23 protein-coding genes are annotated in these 19,346 nt (G+C 67.8%); 10 read left to right on the forward strand and 13 right to left on the reverse strand.

Going from position 1 to position 19,346, the window contains the following annotated elements; translation table 11 throughout:
- The first annotated feature begins 116 nt into the window (after window positions 1–116).
- From CDA09_RS05185 to CDA09_RS05205, 5 genes are all read left to right on the forward strand, one after another.
- Window positions 117–839: a 16S rRNA (uracil(1498)-N(3))-methyltransferase gene (locus CDA09_RS05185; protein WP_121427643.1), complete on the forward strand. Its 723-nt coding sequence runs from the start codon at window positions 117–119 to the stop codon at window positions 837–839.
- Between the two features lie 12 nt (window positions 840–851).
- Window positions 852–2,339, forward strand: coding sequence for a polyphosphate:AMP phosphotransferase (pap, locus tag CDA09_RS05190; protein WP_121427644.1), 1,488 nt, complete (start codon window positions 852–854; stop codon window positions 2,337–2,339).
- 143 nt (window positions 2,340–2,482) lie between these two features.
- A complete protein-coding gene (argA, locus tag CDA09_RS05195) occupies window positions 2,483–3,838 on the forward strand; it encodes an amino-acid N-acetyltransferase (RefSeq protein WP_502697086.1) in 1,356 nt (451 codons plus the stop codon).
- 148 nt (window positions 3,839–3,986) lie between these two features.
- Window positions 3,987–5,624, forward strand: a complete 1,638-nt coding sequence (locus CDA09_RS05200) for a sensor domain-containing diguanylate cyclase (protein ID WP_502697093.1) — start codon at window positions 3,987–3,989, stop codon at window positions 5,622–5,624.
- Between the two features lie 3 nt (window positions 5,625–5,627).
- Window positions 5,628–5,900 (forward strand): oxidative damage protection protein, encoded by a 273-nt coding sequence (locus CDA09_RS05205; RefSeq protein ID WP_121427646.1) that lies wholly within the window; start codon window positions 5,628–5,630, stop codon window positions 5,898–5,900.
- A 96-nt stretch (window positions 5,901–5,996) separates the two neighbouring features.
- Here CDA09_RS05205 and phoU read toward each other — a convergent pair whose 3' ends face one another.
- The 4 genes from phoU to CDA09_RS05225 all read right to left on the reverse strand — a co-directional run bounded on the left by phoU (window position 5,997) and on the right by CDA09_RS05225 (window position 9,531).
- Complete coding sequence (gene phoU / locus CDA09_RS05210; protein WP_121427647.1) at window positions 5,997–6,698, reverse strand: phosphate signaling complex protein PhoU; 702 nt, start codon at window positions 6,696–6,698, stop codon at window positions 5,997–5,999.
- 75 nt (window positions 6,699–6,773) lie between these two features.
- Window positions 6,774–7,442: a ribose-5-phosphate isomerase RpiA gene (gene rpiA / locus CDA09_RS05215; RefSeq protein ID WP_121427648.1), complete on the reverse strand. Its 669-nt coding sequence runs from the start codon at window positions 7,440–7,442 to the stop codon at window positions 6,774–6,776.
- A gap of 30 nt (window positions 7,443–7,472) precedes the next feature.
- On the reverse strand, window positions 7,473–8,726 hold the full coding sequence (gene moeA, locus CDA09_RS05220; protein ID WP_121427649.1) for a molybdopterin molybdotransferase MoeA: 1,254 nt from the start codon (window positions 8,724–8,726) through the stop codon (window positions 7,473–7,475).
- A 178-nt stretch (window positions 8,727–8,904) separates the two neighbouring features.
- Complete coding sequence (locus tag CDA09_RS05225) at window positions 8,905–9,531, reverse strand: c-type cytochrome (protein WP_121427650.1); 627 nt, start codon at window positions 9,529–9,531, stop codon at window positions 8,905–8,907.
- Window positions 9,532–9,651: 120 nt separating this feature from the next.
- On the opposite strand from CDA09_RS05225, the gene yihA reads away from it, so the two are divergent.
- Complete coding sequence (gene yihA, locus CDA09_RS05230; protein ID WP_121430743.1) at window positions 9,652–10,302, forward strand: ribosome biogenesis GTP-binding protein YihA/YsxC; 651 nt, start codon at window positions 9,652–9,654, stop codon at window positions 10,300–10,302.
- Window positions 10,303–10,496: 194 nt separating this feature from the next.
- Window positions 10,497–11,513, forward strand: coding sequence for a porphobilinogen synthase (hemB, locus tag CDA09_RS05235; protein WP_121427651.1), 1,017 nt, complete (start codon window positions 10,497–10,499; stop codon window positions 11,511–11,513).
- A gap of 30 nt (window positions 11,514–11,543) precedes the next feature.
- On the opposite strand, the gene CDA09_RS05240 is transcribed toward hemB, so the two are convergent.
- From CDA09_RS05240 to bioB, 3 genes are read right to left on the reverse strand one after another with little or no spacing between them, the layout of a single operon-like run.
- On the reverse strand, window positions 11,544–12,203 hold the full coding sequence (locus tag CDA09_RS05240) for a pyrimidine 5'-nucleotidase (protein WP_121427652.1): 660 nt from the start codon (window positions 12,201–12,203) through the stop codon (window positions 11,544–11,546).
- A 7-nt stretch (window positions 12,204–12,210) separates the two neighbouring features.
- Window positions 12,211–13,104 carry a methyltransferase domain-containing protein gene (locus CDA09_RS05245; RefSeq protein WP_121427653.1) on the reverse strand — a complete coding sequence of 298 codons (894 nt, stop codon included), beginning with the start codon at window positions 13,102–13,104 and terminating at the stop codon, window positions 12,211–12,213.
- Between the two features lie 14 nt (window positions 13,105–13,118).
- A complete protein-coding gene (gene bioB / locus CDA09_RS05250; protein ID WP_121427654.1) occupies window positions 13,119–14,111 on the reverse strand; it encodes a biotin synthase BioB in 993 nt (330 codons plus the stop codon).
- A 78-nt stretch (window positions 14,112–14,189) separates the two neighbouring features.
- Between bioB and CDA09_RS05255 the strand changes: the two genes are divergently transcribed.
- Entirely contained in the window at window positions 14,190–14,876 is a 687-nt protein-coding gene (locus CDA09_RS05255; RefSeq protein WP_121427655.1) for a ComF family protein, read from the forward strand.
- A gap of 1 nt (window position 14,877) precedes the next feature.
- Window positions 14,878–15,345: a tRNA (cytidine(34)-2'-O)-methyltransferase gene (locus tag CDA09_RS05260; protein ID WP_121427656.1), complete on the forward strand. Its 468-nt coding sequence runs from the start codon at window positions 14,878–14,880 to the stop codon at window positions 15,343–15,345.
- Between the two features lie 42 nt (window positions 15,346–15,387).
- Here the strand turns inward: CDA09_RS05260 and CDA09_RS05265 are convergent, their stop codons facing one another.
- The 6 genes from CDA09_RS05265 to CDA09_RS05290 all read right to left on the reverse strand — a co-directional run bounded on the left by CDA09_RS05265 (window position 15,388) and on the right by CDA09_RS05290 (window position 18,430).
- Window positions 15,388–16,383: an NAD(P)H-dependent glycerol-3-phosphate dehydrogenase gene (locus CDA09_RS05265; RefSeq protein WP_121427657.1), complete on the reverse strand. Its 996-nt coding sequence runs from the start codon at window positions 16,381–16,383 to the stop codon at window positions 15,388–15,390.
- Window positions 16,380–16,826, reverse strand: coding sequence for an SH3 domain-containing protein (locus tag CDA09_RS05270; RefSeq protein WP_121427658.1), 447 nt, complete (start codon window positions 16,824–16,826; stop codon window positions 16,380–16,382). The genes CDA09_RS05265 and CDA09_RS05270 overlap by 4 nt, the downstream gene beginning before the upstream one ends.
- A gap of 5 nt (window positions 16,827–16,831) precedes the next feature.
- Window positions 16,832–17,308 (reverse strand): protein-export chaperone SecB, encoded by a 477-nt coding sequence (gene secB / locus CDA09_RS05275; RefSeq protein ID WP_121427659.1) that lies wholly within the window; start codon window positions 17,306–17,308, stop codon window positions 16,832–16,834.
- 48 nt (window positions 17,309–17,356) lie between these two features.
- Window positions 17,357–17,620: a glutaredoxin 3 gene (gene grxC, locus CDA09_RS05280; protein WP_121427660.1), complete on the reverse strand. Its 264-nt coding sequence runs from the start codon at window positions 17,618–17,620 to the stop codon at window positions 17,357–17,359.
- Window positions 17,621–17,622: 2 nt separating this feature from the next.
- Window positions 17,623–18,039 (reverse strand): rhodanese-like domain-containing protein, encoded by a 417-nt coding sequence (locus CDA09_RS05285; RefSeq protein ID WP_121427661.1) that lies wholly within the window; start codon window positions 18,037–18,039, stop codon window positions 17,623–17,625.
- 61 nt (window positions 18,040–18,100) lie between these two features.
- Entirely contained in the window at window positions 18,101–18,430 is a 330-nt protein-coding gene (locus CDA09_RS05290) for an ArsR/SmtB family transcription factor (RefSeq protein WP_121427662.1), read from the reverse strand.
- A 165-nt stretch (window positions 18,431–18,595) separates the two neighbouring features.
- On the opposite strand from CDA09_RS05290, the gene gpmA reads away from it, so the two are divergent.
- Window positions 18,596–19,345: a 2,3-diphosphoglycerate-dependent phosphoglycerate mutase gene (gene gpmA, locus CDA09_RS05295; RefSeq protein ID WP_121427663.1), complete on the forward strand. Its 750-nt coding sequence runs from the start codon at window positions 18,596–18,598 to the stop codon at window positions 19,343–19,345.
- The last annotated feature ends 1 nt before the right edge of the window (window position 19,346 follow it).

The raw sequence follows: 19,346 nt of genomic DNA on the forward strand, positions 1-19,346 counted from the left end.
CGCCGAAACGATGTTTCGCGCGCGGGGCCGGGGGGCGGGGTGTCGGGAACGCTGGAAATCATGGCCGGACCGGACGAGGGCCTCGCGAGAATGCACTGTCCTTATAATACACCACGATGATTTCGCGCTTCTTTTGCCCCGTCCCGTTGCCGCGTGCCGGCGAGATCCAGCTGCCCGAGGCGCTGGCCCATCATGCTGTGCGCGTGCTCAGGCTGCGCGACGGCGATCCGCTGATCCTGTTCGACGGGGGTGGCGGCGAAGTGCCGGCGGTGCTGCATGTGCGCGGCAAGCAGTGCTTCGCGGCGCTGGAGGAACACTGCGCCGTCGAGTGCGAATCGCCCCTGCCGCTGGTGCTGGTGCAGGCGCTCGCGAGCGGCGACAAGATGGACTGGATCGTGCAGAAGGCGGTCGAGCTGGGGGTTTCGGCGTTGGTGCCGGTGCAGGCGGAGCGTTCGGTGCTGCGCCTGGCCGGCGAGCGCGCGGCAAAACGTGTCGAACACTGGCAGCAGGTGGCGGTGTCGGCCTGCGAGCAGAGCGGGCGCAATCGCGTGCCGGCCGTCGCGCCGATCACCGGCCTGCGGGATTTCCTCGCGCGCCCGCACGACGGCGTGCGTCTCGTGCTCGATCCGACGGCCACGAAGCGCCTGCTCGATGCCGAACGGCCGGCGGGCGCAGTGCAGCTTCTGATCGGGCCGGAAGGGGGGTGGTCCGACGAGGAGCTCGCCGCGTGCCGCAGCGCCGGCTGTCGTGGCGTGACACTCGGGCCGCGTGTCCTGCGTACCGAAACTGCCGGCATTGCGGCGATTGCCGCCCTGCAGGCGACCTGGGGCGATTTTTGAGGAGTCTGCACGATGTTCGAGTCGGCGGAGCTGGGGCACAGGATCGACAAGGCGGAATACGACGCGGCCGAGCCGCAGCTGCGCGCGCAGCTGCTCGATGCTCAGTTCGATCTCCTTGAACTGAAGGCCTTCGCCGTCGTCGTCCTGATCAACGGCGTCGATGGGGCCGGCAAGGGCGAGACGGTCAATCTCCTCAACGAATGGATGGACCCGCGCCACATCCACACGCTGGCCTTCGATTCGCCGACCACCGATGAGGCCGAGCGTCCCTTCATGTGGCGCTTCTGGCGCGCGCTGCCGCCGCGCGGGCGGATCGGCATCCTCTTCGGCAACTGGTATACCGACCCGATCGGCGAGCGCGTCGAGAAGGTGTCGAAGAAGGCCGACCTCGATCAGCGCCTCGACGAGATCAACCGCTTCGAGGCGATGCTGGTGCGCGAGGGCGTCCTGCTCCTCAAACTGTGGTTCCATCTGCCCAAGGACGGCCAGCGCAAGCGCCTCAAGGCGCTGGAAAAGGATCCGCGCACGCGCTGGCGCGTGACCGAGCAGGACTGGCACGCGTTCGAGCGCTACGACCGCTACCGCGAGGTCGCCGAGCACACGCTGCGCCGCACCAGCACGGGCGAGGCGCCGTGGATGATCGTCGATGGCTCCGATTCGCGCTTTCGCGAGCTCTTCGTGGCCCGTGCCCTGCTCGATGCGCTGCGCAAGCGGCTCGATGCCTGCTCGCGCCAGTGGGTCACGCGCCAGACCGCGCCGCCGCTGCCGCCCGTGCCCGACGCGCGCAACCTCCTCAACAGCCTCGTGCTGCAGCAGCCCCTCGACAAGAAGGAGTACGAGGAGCTGCTCGAACGCTACCAGGGGCGGCTCGCCTTGCTCACGCGCGACGAAGCCTTCCGCAGCCGTTCGCTCGTGCTCGTCTTCGAGGGTGCCGATGCCGCTGGCAAAGGGGGCGCCATCCGGCGGGTGACCGCAGCGCTGGATGCGCGCCAGTACCGTGTCGTGCCGGTGGCGGCGCCGACCGAGGAGGAGCGCGCCCAGCCCTACCTGTGGCGCTTCTGGCGCCATCTGCCGCGCCAGGGCCGGGTCGCGATCTTCGACCGCTCGTGGTACGGCCGTGTGCTCGTCGAGCGTGTCGAGGGCTTCTGTACCGAGGCGGACTGGATGCGCGCCTATTCCGAGATCAACGATTTCGAGGATCAGCTCGCCAATGCGGGCGCCGTGGTGGTCAAGTTCTGGCTGCAGATCGGCAAGGACGAACAATTGGAGCGTTTCCGCGCCCGCGAGGCCGAAGCGCACAAACGCTTCAAGATCACGCCCGAGGACTGGCGCAATCGCGAACGCTGGGACGACTACGCCCGCGCGGTGTGTGACATGGTCGACCGGACCAGCACCGAAACTTCGCCGTGGACCCTGGTCGAGGCCGACAACAAGCTCTTCGCGCGCGTGAAGGTGCTGCGCACGCTGTGCGAGCGCCTGGAGTCGGCGCTGCGCAGCTGACGACGGCCTGCAACGTTTTGCCTTGATTCCGTGCGGACGGCGCGGCGCGCCCGGCTGCGTATTCCGCTAGAATGATCCGGCCTGCGCATGGCGTGCGGTGTGCCGCATGCCTGCGTGGTTTCCGATTTGATGACGGTGATGACTTGAGCGGCAATTCGAACCCCAATCCCCCGGAGGCCGATATCACGGCGTCGACCGAGCGGTTCGTGGCATGGGTGCGCGGCGCTGCGCCGTACATCCACGCGTTTCGCGGCCGGACCTTCGTGCTCGCCTTCGGCGGGGAAGTGGCGGCCGGCGCGCGGGCACAGAGCCTGGCCTACGACTGCAATCTCCTGGCCGCCCTGGGCATCCGCCTGGTGCTGGTGCATGGCGCCCGCCCGCAGATCGAGGCCGAACTCGCGCGCCGCGGGCTGGAGCCGCGGTATCACAACGGGCTGCGCGTCACCGACGGCGAAGCGCTCGAATGCGTCAAGGCTGCGATGGCGGTGACGCGCCTCGAGGTCGAGGCGCTGCTGTCGCAGGGGCTCCCGAACACGCCGATGGCCGGCAGCTACATGCGCGTGACCGGGGGCAACTTCATCACCGCGCGCCCGGTCGGCGTCGTGGATGGCGTCGACTATCAATACACCGGCGCCGTGCGCAAGATCATCGCCGAGGAGATCAACGCCGACCTCGACCAGCAGAACGTCGTGCTGATCTCGCCGATGGGCGTCTCGCCGGCCGGGGAGATCTTCAACCTCAGCATGGAGGAGGTCGCCGAGGCGGTCGCCGTTGCCGTCAAGGCGGAGAAGCTGATCTACCTGTGCGATGCGCCGGGCCTCCTGGACGCGGACCAGCGCCTGATCGATTCCGTGACCGCGGACGAGGCCGAGCGCATGTTCAACGCGGGGGAGGGGCTCACGGAGGATCTCGACCTCTACCTGCCGTGCGCGATCCGCGCGGTGCGCGGCGGCGTTTCGCGCGTGCACCTCATCGACCACGACAAGGACGGCGGTCTGCTGCTTGAGTTCTTCACCCATGCCGGCGTCGGCACCGTCGTGTCGCGCGACCCGCTGTTTCGCCTGCGCGACGCCACCTTCGAGGACGTCGGCGCCCTGGGCGCGCTGATTTCGCCGATGGAGGCCGATGGCACGCTGGTGCGCCGCGGGCGTGAGCTGCTGGAGCAGGAGATCGACCGATTCTCCGTCGTCGAGCACGATGGCGTGCTGGTCGGCTGTGCCGCGCTGTATCCGTTCTCCGACGAACGCGCGGCCGAACTCGCCTGTCTCGCCGTGACGCCCGCGTATCGGCGTGCGGGCCTCGGCGACCAGCTGCTGCGCCGCATCGAGCAGCGTGCGCGCAACCAGCGGTTCGAGCGCCTCTTCGTGCTCACGACGCGCACTGCCCACTGGTTCCGCGAGCGCGGTTTCAGCGAGATCGGCCCCGAGGCGCTGCCGCAGAAGAAGCGCGAGCTCTACAACTACCAGCGGCGTTCCAAGGTCTTCGTGAAGCAGCTATGACGACCCGGTGCGCAGGGGCTCCTCGATGCGGCGCGTCCTCTGCGCGCGCGGAGACGTCGTGAGCGGGCAGGCGCACATTTCCCCTGTGGCGCTGCTCCTTGCCGGCTGCGCGGGGGCGGTGCTGGCGGGCGTGGCCGCGGCGACGGGCATGGTCTTCGGTACCGCCGGCGCATGGTACGCCGTGGCAGCCGTAGTGGCAGGGATCGGCGCGCTGGCAGCGGCCGCCCTGCATCTCCTCGCCCGAGGGCAGGGCAGCCGGCGCACGGGCGAGGAAGCGATCGTCGCGTACCTGGAATCGCTGGATGCCGCGGTACGGCTCTCCGGCGGCGGTGCGGGCGGCGCCCCGGAACCGGACACGGCCAAGCGGCTGGAGTCGGTCGCCGTCGGCGTGTCCCGCCTGCGCGAGATTGCCGATGGCGTGCATGGTGTCGAAGCCCTGTTCGACATGCGCGGGCGCCTGACGTGGATCAGCCCGTCGATCGAGCGGCTGACGGGCTGGAGCCCCGCGGCCTGCCGCGATGCGCCCGATGCGCTCGCCCTGCTCGTGCACGAATCGGATCGCCGCTACTGCCAGCGCATGGCCCAGCGTGTCGCCGAAGGGAGTGCCGGCGAGGACTTCGAGATGCGCCTGCTGCGCGAGGACGGCCGCATCTGCTGGGTCGCCAGCCACTGGCGTCCGCTGGGCAGGCAGGGCGGGCAGGCGGCCGGCCTGCGGATGTCGGCGGAGGACATCCAGGCACGCAAGGAAGCCGAGTACAAGCTCCTCGAGACGGTGACCGAGCTGCGCCGCGCGCAGGCGCTGCGTGAGCGCTACCTGGCCCGCTCGAACGACGAGCGCCAGCGGCTTTCCGCGCTGCTCAACGTCATCCGGCTGGGCATCCTGTTCATGGATCGCGATCACCGCGTGCTCTACTACAACCGCGCGATGCTCGACATATGGGGTTTCCCGCCCGACGAGAACCTGATCGGCGTGCGCGACGTCGTGCTGCAGAGCCACGTTGCCGAGCTGATCGAACAGCCCGAGGCCTACATCGAGCACGTCGACGCCGTCGTGCGCACCCACGTCGTGAGCGAGCCCTACGAGGTCCGCTTCAAGGACGGCCGCATCGTCACCGACATCGCCGCGCTGGTCGAGGCGGTGCAGGGGCGGCGCGGGATCGGGCGCGTGTGGATCTACGAGGACGTCACAGAGCAGCGCCGCACGGCGCAGCGGCTGGTCGAACTCGCCGAGCACGATCCGCTGACCGGCCTGTACAACCGACGGCGTTTCCACGAGGAGCTCGATCGCGAGCTCGCCGAGGCATTGCGCCGCGGCGGAGAGGTCGGCCTGGTGGCGATCGACCTCGACGGCTTCAAGCCGATCAACGACGAGTTCGGTCACCAGGCGGGCGACGCGGTGCTGGTCGAGCTGTCGCGCACGGTCGGCGATGCGATCCGGCGCAACGAGATGTTCTGCCGCGTCGGCGGCGACGAGTTCTGCGTGCTCGTGCCCGATGCGGGCGAGAGCGAGCTGTGCGAACTGGCGCGACGCATCGTCGAACTGATCGAAGGCATGCGTTTCGAGTTCGACGGTCGCAGCGTCGGTATCACCGCGAGCCTGGGCATCGCGATCTACCCCCGCCACGCTTCGTCCGCGGAAGCGCTGATCGCCGCGGCGGACCAGGCGATGTACCGCTCGAAGAGCGGTGGCCGCGATCAATGGACCATGGCTGCAAGCTGCGGTGACGAATCCGCTAGAATGAAGCCCACAGAAACCGATGAACCTGATCGCAGAAGAGAGGATTGAACGATGGCTCGTATGGTCAATTGCATCAAGCTGGGACGCGAGGCGGAAGGGCTGGACCTGCCCCCGGTGCCGGGCGCGCTCGGAAAGCGGATCTTCGACAGCGTCTCGAAGGAAGCCTGGCAGCAGTGGGTCAAGTACCAGACCATGCTGATCAACGAAAACCGGCTGAACCTGATGGATGCGCGTGCGCGCAAGTACCTCGCCGAGCAGATGGAGAAGCACTTCTTCGGCGGCGGTGCGGACCAGGTCGGCGGCTACGTGCCTCCTTCCCAGTAAGGTGTGGGCCGCCGGACAACAGGCGGCGGTGTACGGAAAAAGGGATGGCCGCGGCCATCCCTTTTTTGTTCATCGCCCGGCAAGGCGGGCTGCCCTTCAGTTCGGGCCGGATGCGCGCTCCAGCGCCTCGACGCCCTCGTGGCGGACGTCGCGGCCCTTGACGATGTACACGACGTATTCCGACAGGTTCTTCGCGTGGTCGCCGATGCGCTCGATCGACTTGGCGATGAACAGCACGTCGAGCGAACGCGTGATCACGCGCGGATCTTCCATCATGTAGGTGATCAGCTGACGCATGATGCCCTTGAAGATCGCGTCGACTTCCTTGTCGCGCCGCACGATCTCAGGCGAGGCGGTCGGATCCATGCGGGCAAAGGCGTCCAGCGCGCCCTGCAGCATCTCGACGACCATCGTCGACACGTGACGCAGTTCCACCTTGGGGACGAAGGCGGCATCCGAATCGATGATCAGGCGGCCGGCTTTGGCGATCTTCTTGGCCTCGTCGCCGATGCGCTCGAGGTCGGTGACCATCTGGATGATGGTCATGACCATGCGCAGGTCGCCGGCGGCCGGGGCGTGCCGGGCGATCACGTGGATGCAGGCGTCGTCGAGCGCGACTTCCTCGTCATTGACCTTGCGGTCGTCGGTGATGACCTGCTCCAGCAGTTCCAGGTTGCTGCTGCCGAGACCTTCGATCGCGCGCGTGAGCTGCTGGGCGACCAGCCCCCCCATTTCCAGCAGGCGCTTGCGGATGGATTCCAGTTCGGTATCGAACTGCGTGTAGGTATGCTTGTTCATCGTCATGTTCCGGTCCCGTGGATCAGCGAGGCTAGCAGTTGAATGTGATGGAAATGTTGCAGAAATGGCCGCCGATCAGGGCCGCGCGGCCACCCGGCGTTCGACGCCCGATGGCGTCGCGAGCAGCAGCAGGTCGGCGCCGCGCAGCGCGAAAAGGCCGTTGGTGACGACGCCGGTGATCTGGTTGATCTCCGCTTCCAGGCGTTGCGGTTCTGCGATGCGCAGCCCATGCACGTCGAGGATCACGTTGCCGTTGTCGGTGACGAAGCCCTCGCGCAGCACCGGACGTCCGCCGAGCTGCGCGAGGCGGCGCTCGACGTAGGCACGCGCCATCGGGATCACTTCCACGGGCAGCGGAAACGCGCCGAGGCAGCTCACGAGCTTCGACTGGTCGCAGATGCAGACGAAACGGTCCGCGACGGCGGCGACGATCTTCTCGCGCGTCAGCGCGCCGCCACCGCCCTTGATCATTGCGAAGCCTCCGTCGATTTCGTCCGCCCCGTCGACATAGAGTTGCAGGCTGGTGACATCGTTCAGCTCGACCAGCGGAATGCCGTATGCCTCCAGCCGGCGCGCGCTCGCCTCCGAGCTCGACACGGCGCCGGCGATGCGCCCGCGCATCCCGGCCAGGCCGTCGATGAAGTGATTCACCGTCGAGCCGGTGCCGACGCCGACGATCATGCCGTCCTCGACGTAATCCAGCGCGGCGTGCGCCGCCGCCTTCTTCAGTTCGTCCTGATTCATTGCATCGTCCTGTCGTATGTCCCTGCCGTGTTACACGAGTCCGTCGAAGATCTGCACCTGGACCGATTCCCCGGGCTGCACGTCGCCGCGGTCCTCGGGCAGCACGATGAAGCAGTTGGCTTCCGACATCGAGCGCAGGATCCCCGAACCCTGGGCGCCGGCGAGCCGCACGGTCTGGCGGCCCTCGACGAGGTGCAGGCGCCCGCGCACGAACTCCCGCCGCCCCGGCTGCTTGCGGATCGTCTCGGCGCATTCGACGTGGATCAGCGCCGGCTCGGGCAGGGGCGACACGCCGGACAAGGTCTGCAGCGCATCCTGGACGAACTGGTAGAAGGTCACCAGCACCGCCACCGGGTTGCCGGGCAGGCCGAACAGCCACGCGTCGCCGACGCGGCCGAAGGCCATCGGCCGTCCGGGCTTGATGTCGATCTTCCAGAACGCGACTGCGCCGAGGCGATTCACCAGCTCACGGATGAAATCCGCTTCTCCGACCGAGACGCCGCCGCTGGTGAGGATCACGTCGGCGCTCGCCGAGGCGTCGCGAAAGGCTGCCTCCAGCGCCTGCGGGTCGTCGCGCACGACGCCCATGTCGATGAGATCGCAGCCCAGGCGTGCAAGGGCGCCGAAGAGCGTGTAGCGGTTGCTGTCATACACTTCGCCGGGCGCCAGCGGCTTGCCGATGGACGCCAGTTCGTCGCCGGTGGAAAAGAAGGCGACGCGCAGGCGGCGGCGCACGACGACCTCGGCGATGCCCAGCGAGGCGACGAGGCCCAACTCGGCCGGCCCGCAGCGCTTGCCGGCCGGCAGCGCGACGCCGCCCAGCGCCAGATCCTCGCCCGCGCGGCGCAGGTTCTGGCCGGCGTGCTGGCCGGCCGGCACGACGACCTTGCCGTCCGCTGCACGCGTCACTTCCTGCACGACGATGGTGTCCGCGCCTTGCGGAATCGGTGCGCCGGTCATGATGCGCACGGCCTGTCCGGCGCCGACCATGCCGGAGAACGGCTTGCCGGCGAAGGCGATGCCGACGATCGCCAGCGTGCTTTCACCCTGCGGCGCGAGATCGGCGAAGCGCACGGCGTAGCCGTCCATCGCCGAGTTGTCGTGCGCCGGCACATTGCACGGTGCGATGACGTCCTCGGCCAGCACACGCCCCAGCGCACTGCGGACGTCGACGCGCTCCCAGCCGCCGACCGGTGCCAGGCGGTCGAGGATGGCCTGGCGGGCCTCCGCAGCGGTGTAGTTCGGCGAGCGTCTGGGGGTCGGGCTTCCGGGTTTCTGTTCCATGGTTTTCGTTCCTGAATGCAGCGTATGCCCGTTGCGCACGGAAGGAAGCATTATTGTCCGATCTCGCCGCGTTTGCGAACTGCAGCCGTGCCGGCGCCGCTCGAGGCGCCCGCACGGCACCGGAAAAAGAAAAGGGGTGGCGAGGCCACCCCTTTCGGGATTGCTGCAGATCGAGCGCTTAGCGCAGGCCGGCAGTGTAGTCGGCGACGGCCTTCATCTCGGGGTCGGTCATCTTCAGCGCGATGGTCTGCATCATCTGGGCCGGATCGTTCTTGCGCACGCCGTCGCGGAAGGCCTTCAGCTGCGCTTCGGTGTAATCGGGATGCTGGCCCGCGAGGCGCGGGAACTGCGCCGGCAGACCGGCACCGGCCGGGCCGTGGCAGCCCGCACAGGCGGGAACGCCCTTGGCGGGGAGGCCGGCGCGCCAGATGTTCTGGCCGAGCTTCGCGAGGTCGGCGTTCTTGGACGAGTCGGGCTGCAGCGTCTGCGATGAGAAATGCATCGCCAGCGCCTTCATGTCGGCTTCCTCGAGCGCGGTCACCATGCCGCCCATGATCGGGTTTTCGCGTGCTGCCGGCTTGCCGTTCCAGCTCTTGAAGTCCTTCAGCTGCTTGAAGATGTAGTCGGCGTGCTGGCCCGCGAGGTTCGGATTGACCGGAACCGGGCTGTTGCCGTCGGCGCCGTGGCACCCAACGCAGAGAGTCTCCGCAGTCTGTTTCGCCTTGGCGAGGTCGGGGGCCTGGTCCTGGGCGTGAAGGCCGCCCGCAACCAGCAGCAGCGAGAGCAGCAGGGAACGCTTGATCATGGTGTCCTCAGAAAGCCGTGAGTGGTTGTCGCAAACGCGGTATTCTATAACAGGTGGCTGGATTTGCGCGATGCAATGTGGGCCACCCGCAAACCCCATCCGCGTTTTCCCCTCTTCCCGATGTCGCTCTTCCGCAACGCAAAATTCGAGATTTCCATTGCAAAAGCCGGCGATCTGCCGATCCCCGACGGGCCCGAGATCGCGTTCGCGGGTCGTTCGAATGCCGGCAAGTCGAGTGCCATCAATACGCTTGCCGACCATACGCGATTGGCATATGTTTCGAAGACGCCGGGGCGCACGCAGCTGATCAACTTCTTCCGGCTCGATTGCGGCGCGGTGATGGTCGACCTGCCGGGCTATGGCTATGCAAAGGTGCCCGAGGCGATCCGCCGGCAGTGGGTGGGGCTGCTGGAGAACTACCTGCGCCGGCGCGAGAATCTCGTCGGCCTGGTGCTGATCATGGATTCGCGCCATCCGCTGACGCCGCTGGACCGCCAGATGATCGAGTGGTTCGTGCCGAGTGGGCGTCCGATCCACGCGCTGCTGACGAAGGCGGACAAGCTGTCGCGCAACGAGGCGGCAGCGACGCTCGCGGCAGTGCGTCGCGAACTGGCCGGCCTGGGCGCGCAGGTGACGGTCCAGCTCTTTTCCAGCCTGAAGAAGGTCGGCATGGAGGAGGTCGAGCACACGGTTGCCGGCTGGCTCAATCTGCCGACGGACGATTTGCCGGCGGTCCCGACAGGGGCGCGGCTCGGTGCGGCGGGAAAATAAAAACCCCGGGCTAAAGGGGATAAAGCCCGGGGCCAAATGCCTTAACGGGATTAAGGCGCCCGCTCAGGGAGGTGAAGCGGGGGACGGCTCGTCACCATCCGAACTGTCAGAGTAAACACGAATGGGAAAAGTTCCCAATCGGATTCGTTACCTTATATTTCTTGTCGATTAACTGAACTGGAGCTGGAGCGAACATGCGTCCCACCGGAATCTTTCCCGCGACCCGCATGCGGCGGATGCGCCGCGACGAGTTCTCCCGCCGCCTGATGCGCGAATCGCGCCTGTCGGCCGACGACCTGATCTACCCCGTGTTCGTCCTCGAGGGCAACAACGTCACGCAGGCGGTGCCGTCGATGCCGGGTGTGACGCGCGTGTCGCTCGACAAGTTGTTGCATGTTGCCGAAGAGGCCGTGTCGCTGGGCGTCCCTGCGCTGGCGCTCTTTCCCGTCATCGAGGCGTCTGGCAAGACCGAGGGGGCCGAGGAGGCGTGGAATCCGGACGGCCTCGTGCCGCGCGTGGTGCAGGCGCTGAAGGCGCGCTTCCCCGAGTTGGGCGTGATCACCGACGTGGCGCTCGACCCTTACACCAGCCACGGCCAGGACGGCCTGATCGACTCGGAAGATCCGCGCGGCTACGTGCTCAACGACGAGACGCTGGAGGCGCTGGCGAAACAGGCCCTGTGCCATGCCCAGGCCGGCGCCGACGTGGTCGCGCCGTCGGACATGATGGACGGCCGTATCGCGCGCATCCGCGCCGAGCTCGACAGCGACAACCGCATCTACACGCGCATCCTTGCGTATTCGGCGAAATACGCGTCGAGCTTCTACGGGCCGTTCCGCGACGCGGTCGGTTCGGCCGGCAACCTCGGCAAGGGCAACAAATACACCTACCAGATGGATCCGGCGAACACCGACGAGGCGATCCGCGAGGTGGCACTCGACATCGCCGAGGGCGCCGACATGTTCATGGTCAAGCCCGGCATGCCTTACCTCGACATCGTGCGCCGCGTGAAGACCGAGCTGCAGGTGCCGACGTACGCCTACCAGGTGAGCGGCGAGTACGCGATGCTGAAGGCGGCGATCGCCAACGGCTGGCTGGCGGAGGAGGCGTGCGTGATGGAGGCGCTGCTGTCGTTCAAGCGTGCCGGCGCCGACGGCATCCTGACCTATTTCGCGCTCGATGCGGCGCGCTGGATGAAAGCCGGGTACTGAGGGTCGTGCGCTCCTCGCCCTGGTGAGCTCTCACCGGGGCAGCAGCCGGCCGGCCGCACGGCGCAGATCGAGAATCGAGGCGATCCGCGCGTCGACGTAGGCCGGCTTTTTCACGCCCCGCCCGACCAGCACGGTCTTCATGCCCAGCCGGCGGGCGGTGCGCAGATTCTCCGCCGAATCCTCGACCAGGATGCAGCGCTGCGGCAGCAGCTTGAGGTCGTGCAGCAGGTGGCGGAAGGCGTGCGTCTGCGGCTTGGGGTGGAAGCGCATCTGCTCGATGCCGTACACGTCGCTGAAATGCCGGCGGATCCCCATCGCGTCCAGCACCGCCCCGGCGTAGCCTTGCGGGCCGTTGGAGAACACGATCTTGCGCCCCGGCAGGCGGCGCAGCAGCGCCCCGAGGGCGCGCTCGAACACCATCATCTTGTGCAGACGCTCGAACCGGTGCGTTTCCCTGAGGAAATCATGCGGATCGATGCCGTGGTGGCGCATGAGCCCCGTCAGCGTCGCGCCATAGCGCCGCCAGTAGCGCACGCGCAGGGCGTTGGCGTCGTCGTCGCTGAGCGCCAGGTGCCGCGCGACGTAGGCGGTCATGCTCAGGTTGATGTGCGGGAAGATGTGCGCGCTGGCGTTGTGCAGCGTGTTGTCGAGGTCGAAGAGCCACACCGGCCCGGTCGCGGGATGGTTCACCTGTCGGTCAGGACTTTCCCGGTCGCGGCTGGAAGCGGATGACCGAGCGGCCGTCTTCCGTCGTCTTCGGCTGGGCTTTCCACGCGTGTCCCTGCACGATCTCGAAGGTCGCGGGCAGGCGGCCGTCGGTGCGCATCGCTTCCAGCGCCTGCCGGGCGGCTTCCCAGCCGCCCTTGCCCGACAGGCCGCGCGGCCGTGCGGTGCTCGCATTCGCGCAGCCCGACAGGCGCAGGTCGCGCAGCAGCTCGTCGAGGTCGGCGTAGGTCAGGGTCAGCACTTCCATGTCCATGACCGGGTCGGAGAAACCGGCCTGCACCAGCGCGTCGCCGAGGTCGTGCATGTCGATGAAGCGGTGCACGCGCTCGCCCCGCGCGGCGGGCAGCGCCGCGCGCAGCTCGCGCAGCGTGTCCGGGCCCAGCGACGAGAACATCAGCATGCCGTCGACCTCCAGCACGCGGTGCATTTCGCGCAGCGCAGGGAGGGGATCGGCGAGCCAGTTGAGCATCAGGTTGGACCACACCAGCGACATGCTGCCGCGCGCGAAGGGCAGGGCCGCGGCATCGGCGCAGGCGAGTGACGGACCTTGCGGGCGCCCGAGCGTGCGCAGGCGGTCGAGCAGGCTGCGCGAACCGCGTGCGCGTGCGAGCATCGGCAGCGCGAAGTCCGCGCCGACGCGCTGCGCCGAGGGAAAGCGCCGTCCGAGTGCGTCGAAATCCGCGCCGGTGCCGCAGCCCAGGTCGAGAATGCGCTTGGGGTCGATGCGGATGTATTCGAGCCGCTCGTCCATGCGTCGCGCGACCTCGCGCGCGAGCACGGCGACCTCGTCGCAGCTTGCCGCCGCGCGCCCGAAGCGCCGGATCAGGAGTTTGCGGTCGAGCGCGAAGTCGGCTTCGCCGGCCATCCCTTGCGGGCCGCTCAGATCGGACGCAGGCCGAGGCGGGCGAACAGGGTTTCGTCGCGGTCGGCTTCCGGGTTGTCCGTCGTGAGCAGGCGGTCGCCGTAGAAGATCGAGTTCGCGCCGGCCATGAAGCACAGCGCCTGCATCTCGTCGCTCATCTGCTCGCGACCGGCGGACAGGCGCACGAAACTGCCCGGCATCATGATGCGGGCAGCGGCGATCGTGCGCACGAATTCGAAGGGGTCGAGCTTCTCGGCATCCGCCAGCGGCGTGCCGGGGATCGCGACGAGGTTGTTGATCGGCACCGACTCCGGCGGGCGATCCATGTTTGTCAGCTGCACGAGCAGGCCGGCACGGCCGCTGCGGCCTTCGCCCATGCCGATGATGCCGCCGGAGCAGACGTTGATGCCGGCGTTGCGCACCTGGTCGAGGGTGTCGAGGCGGTCGGCGAGGGTGTGCGTTGTGATGACCTTGTCGTAGTACTCGGGCGCGGTGTCCACGTTGTGGTTGTAGTAGTCGAGGCCCGCATCCTTGAGCTGCTGCGCCTGTTCACCCTTGAGCATGCCCAGGGTCACGCAGGTCTCCATGCCGAGCGCCTTGACCTCGCGCACCATCGCGAGGACGGTTTCCATCTCGCGCTCCTTGGGGCCCTTCCACGCGGCGCCCATGCAGAAGCGGCTGGCACCCTTGGCCTTGGCGGCCTTGGCCTTCTCGACCACTTCGGCCACGGCCATCAGCTGCTGGCGGTCCAGTCCGGTCCGGTAGCGGGCCGATTGCGAGCAATAGCTGCAGTCCTCGGAGCAGCCGCCGGTCTTGATCGACAGCAGCGTCGAGCGCTGCACCGCGTTGGGGTCGAAGTGCTCGCGGTGCACCTGCTGGGCGCGGAAGACAAGGTCCATGAACGGCAGTTCGAACAATGCTTCGGCCTCGGCGACGGTCCATTTCCTGCGATCGGCGGCGTTGGCGGCGGGCTGGGTGTCGAGACTGCGGCACGCAGAAGTCATTGTCATGAAAGCGGTTCCGGGATGTAATGCGAAGTCGCCCATATTCGTCCATTCGGGAAAAACTTGTCAAACGTACCTTACCGTATGGGGACGCTGTCGCGCCTGTTGGCGGCACGCCTCATGCCGAACGACTGCTTCGTGTGCGGGCAGAATGCAGGCCCCGCGCTGCTTTGCGGGCCTTGTCGCGCCGACTTGCCGCAAATCTCGGAAGCGTGCCCGGTGTGCGCGATCCCGGTGCAGGACGGGCTGGTCTGCGGTAGCTGCCAGCGCACGACGCCCGCCTTCGATGCGACGGTCGCGGCCCTGCCGTATGTGTTTCCGGCCGACCGGCTTGTGCAGGCGTTGAAGTACGGGAGCCGGCTCGCGTTGGCGCCCTTCCTGGCGAGTCTGCTGGAAGGGTTTGCTCCGGCCGAGGGCGCGATCGTGGTGCCGATGCCGCTCCATCCCCGCCGGCTGCGCGAGCGTGGCTTCAACCAGGCGGCCGAGATCGCGCGCCCGCTGGCGCGTGCGTGGGGGCTCCCGTTCGACGCCGCCGCGGTCGAGCGGAGCCGCGATACGCCGCCGCAGGCGTCGCTGCCGTGGCTGGAGCGACGGCGCAACCTGCGCGGCGCGTTTCGCTGCCAGGGTGAATTCGCAGGCAAGACGGTCGTCGTGGTCGATGACGTGATGACCACCGGGGCAACGCTCGACGAGCTGGCCCGCACGTTAAAATCGCATGGCGCGGCCCGCGTCGTGAACCGGGTCGTTGCGCGTACTCCATCGCCTGCCTGAAATGCTCGATATCGTCCTGTACCAACCCGAAATTCCGCCCAATACGGGCAATTCCATTCGATTGGCCGCCAATACCGGAGCCCATCTACATCTCGTCCGCCCGCTCGGCTTCGATCTCTCCGACCGGCAGCTGGCGCGGGCGGGACTCGATTACCACGACCTGGCGCGTGTCAGCGTCCATGACGACTGGGAGGTCTGCCGGCGCGCGCTGGCGGGGCGACGGATGTTCGCGCTGAGCACGAAGGGGGCGCAGCGCTACGATCGCGTCGAATACCGCGAGGGCGACGTGCTGCTGTTCGGACGGGAAACGAGCGGCCTGCCGGCCGACGTGCTCGCCGCGTTGCCCGAAGGCAACACGCTGCATATCCCGATGTGCCCGTCGAATCGCAGCGTGAACCTGTCGAACGCGGTGGCGGTCGTGGTGTTCGAGGCGTGGCGGCAGCTGGGGTTTGCCGGTGCGGCGCGCTAGGGAAGGCCGTCGGCGCCGCTGGCGGCTGGCGTCAATCTTGGCTTATTCCCGGCGCGGTTCGCGCGACAGGAGCTGTTCGACCACTTCGCGCGGCCCGAGCCGGTTGTCGTGGAGCAGCGTGTCGACCGCCGCGCACAGGGGCATCTCGACGCCGTGTCGGGCGGCGAGGCTTGCCACTTCGCGCGCCGTGGAGACGCCTTCGGCGACGTGCCCCAGTTCCGTCAGGATGTCCGCGAGCGTCTTGCCCTGCGCGAGCGCCAGGCCGACGCGGCGGTTGCGCGACAGGTCGCCGGTGCAGGTCAGGATCAGGTCGCCCATCCCCGCGAGCCCCATCAGCGTGTCGGCGCGCCCGCCGAGAGCGGTCGCCAGACGCGCCATCTCGGCGAGCCCGCGCGTGATCAATGCTGCGCGCGCGTTGAGGCCGAAGCCCATGCCGTCGGAGACGCCGGCGGCGATCGCGAGGACGTTCTTGATCGCGCCGCCGATCTCCGCCCCGACGACGTCGGTGTTGGCGTAGATCCGCAGCTGCGGCTGATGCAGCGTGCGTACCCACTCCTGCGCGAAATCGGGGTTCGACGCGGCCAGCGTGACGGCAGTCGGCATGCCGCGGGCGACCTCGGCGGCAAAGCTCGGGCCCGTGAGGACGCCGCAAGGCGCGACCGGCCCCAGTTCTTCGCGGATGATCTCGTGCGGCAAGCGGCCGGTGCCGGCCTCGAGGCCCTTGCACGCCCAGATCAGCGGCGTGCCGGGCTGCAGCCGGTTCAGTCGGCCGGCGGTGTCGCGCAGCCCCGCGAGCGGCGTGACGACCAGGTGCAGGTCGGCGCCGCGGGCGGCCGTTTCGAAATCGGCCGTCAGATCCAGCGCGGCCGGCAGCGGTACATCGGGGAGATAGCGCGCGTTTTGCCGTGTTGCGGCCAGCGTCTCGACGTGGGCGGCGTCGCGTCCCCACAGGATGACGCGGTGACGCGCCGAGAAGGCCAGCGCCAGCGCGGTGCCCCAGGCGCCGGCGCCGAACACGGCAATGCGCTTCTGGCTCAAAGCCCCCAGACCTCGGTCACGCGCACATAGCCGCTCGCGCCTTCCTTGTGGCGCACGGGCAGCCAGCCCTCGTTGGCGTTGCCGGTGACTTCGAGGATCACGTCCTTCGAGGTCTCGAAGGCGATCGGGGCGTCGGCGGCGGGGCGCTGGCGCACGACGCCGCGCGCGCTGGTCACCATCACGGTGCGCTTGTCCGAGAGAAGGCGGCGCTCGATCCAGTTGATCGAACCGCCGGCATCACGGACCTTGGCCCACTTGTCGAGGCTGACGACGACTTCCAGCGGGGTGCCGGCAGCGACGATGAACAGCCGCTTGCCCTTTTCGGACGGCGAGTCGAACAGGATGGCCGGCTCGGAAACCGAGCGGTAGTCGATCGCATGCGCGCCCGCCGCAGGCAGGGCGAGCGCGGCGGCGAGCACGACGGCGTGGAGCTGGGTGCGCATCGGTCTTACTGGATCGGCAGTTCGCCCGGCTCGCGGGACTCGGACTGTTGCTGCTGCGCCTGGAACAGCGCCTCGAAGTTGACCGGGGCGAGGACCACGGGCTGGAACCCCGCGCGCGTGACGGCGTCGGAGATGGCCTCGCGGGCGTAGGGGAAGAGGATGTTCGGGCAGCCGATCATGGTGACCGGCTCCAGGTCGCCCTCGGGGATGTTGCGGATCTGGAAGATGCCCGCCTGTGCGACTTCGACGAGGAATACCGTGCGGTCCTCGGCGAGCTTGGCCGAGACGGTGACCGTCAGGGTGACTTCGTAGATGCCTTCGTCGACGTTGCTGGCTTCGGTACGCAGTTGCACGTTGATCTGCGGATTCTCGCGGTCGAGGAAGATGCGCGGGGCGTTGGGCACCTCCAGCGACAGATCCTTCACGTAAAGCTTTTCGATCGAGAAGACGGGGTTTTCGGCGTTCTGGGTGTTGTCGGACATGTGAGTGCCTGGGATATTGAAACGGGATGAAAGATGAGGAAGGATTGCTCAGGCCTGTTGCAGCAGTGCGTCGAGCTTGCCCTGGTGTTCGAGGTCGTAGAGGTCGTCGCAGCCGCCGACGTGCGTTTCGCCGATGAAGATCTGCGGCACGGTGCGCCGGCCGGTGATGCTGATCATCTCGTCGCGCCGCGCGGGGTCCTGGTCCACGCGGATCTTCTCGATGTCCTGCACCCCCTTGCGCCGCAACAGCTGCTCGGCGCGGACGCAGTAGGGACACACCGCGGTCGCGTACATGCGGATCTTGGGCTGCATCGTCATTTCCTCTTGCGGCTGAGTGGTTGGCCCGCCTTCTCCCACTCGGCGATGCCGCCGCGCAGATTGAAGAGCTTCTCGAAGCCGGCTTTCCGGAGCGTGGCGAGGGCCGCGGCGGAGCGGTTGCCCGTCGCGCAGCACAGGATGATCGGGCGGTCCTTGAATTTTTCCAGGTCACCGCTGCGCCGTTCGAGCTCGCCGAGCGGGACGTGGCGTGCGTTCGGGATGTGACCGCCGGCGAACTCGCTCTGCTCGCGGATGTCGAGCACTTGCGCGTCCTCGCGGTTGATCAGCAGCGTCGCCTCGACCGGCGACAGCTGCGACTTGTCGCCCTGGCTGCGGGCGAAGTCGAAGAGCAGCCATGCGCCGCTCGCCGCCGCGAGCGCGGCCCAATACCAGTTTTGCTGCAGGAATTCCACGTAGTCTTGCTCCGGTTGCTTTTCTTTTCAGGGGGCGGGCGAGGTGCCGCTGGTCCGGCGATCAGTTCCTGCCGGGCGTGTCGTTGCAGAACACTTCGCGCATCAGCGCGATGAGCTGCAGGGTCCGCTGGTCGCAGATGCGGTAATACACGCGGTTGGCGTCCTTGCGGGTCTGCAGCACGGCCTTGTCGCGCAGGATGGCGAGATGCTGGGAAATGTTGCTTTGCGAGGTGCCGACCGCTTCGACGATGTCCTGGACACAGACCTCGTTCTCGCCGAGCACGCACAGGATCTTCAGGCGCAGCGGATGAGCGATCGCCTTGAGCGCGCGCGCGGCGGTTTCAATGTGCTCGTGCTTGTCGATCAGGTCGATGATGGTCTTGGTATCCACGATGGCGGGAAGTACGGATCAGGCTGGTAGTATAAAATACCGCGGCCCGCAAAAGCGTGCCATCGGTGCCTTTGAGCGCCCGCAAGCCCGATCCGGGTGTCCGTACGGTGCCGGTCAGGGGGCCGTGGGTCCTCGGTCAACGTCATCAAAACCCTCTGAGCGTTCATGTACAAAATCGTTCTGCTTCGTCATGGCGAGTCGACCTGGAACAAGGAGAACCGTTTTACCGGCTGGGCCGATGTGGATCTTTCCGCGAAGGGCTTCGAGGAAGCCCGCGAGGCCGGCCGCCTGCTCAGGCGCGAGGGGCATGCTTTCGACCTTGCCTTCACCTCGGTGCTCAAGCGCGCCATCAAGACGCTCGACATCGTCCTCGAGGAGCTCGATGCGCTGTGGCTGCCGGTGGAGCATTCGTGGCGCCTGAACGAGCGCTCCTACGGCGCGCTGCAGGGGCTCGACAAGGCCGAGACGGCGGCGAGGTTCGGCGAGGAGCAGGTGCTCGCGTGGCGCCGTTCGTACGACGTCCCGCCGCCCGCGCTCGCCGAGGGCGATGAGCGGCTCACGCTGAACGACCCGCGCTACGCAAGCCTGCCGCGCGCGCAGTTTCCCCGCACCGAATCCCTCAGGGACACCATGGCGCGCCTCGTGCCGTACTGGGAGACGGTGATCGTGCCGCAGATCCTCGCGGGCCGCCGCATCCTGATCGTGGCGCACGGCAACAGCCTGCGCGCCCTGGTCAAGCACCTCGACAGCATCCCGGACGAGGAGGTCGTCACCCTCGATATTCCGACGGGGCAGCCACTGGTGTATGAGCTGGACGCCAGCCTGCGTCCGATCAGGAGTTACCACCTCGCGGACGAAGACACCGGTCGCGCGGCGCAGGCTGCCGTGGCGGGCCAGGGTAGGGCGAAGGTCTGAC

This window comes from Azoarcus sp. DN11, assembly GCF_003628555.1.
In the GTDB taxonomy this organism is placed as follows: domain Bacteria; phylum Pseudomonadota; class Gammaproteobacteria; order Burkholderiales; family Rhodocyclaceae; genus Aromatoleum.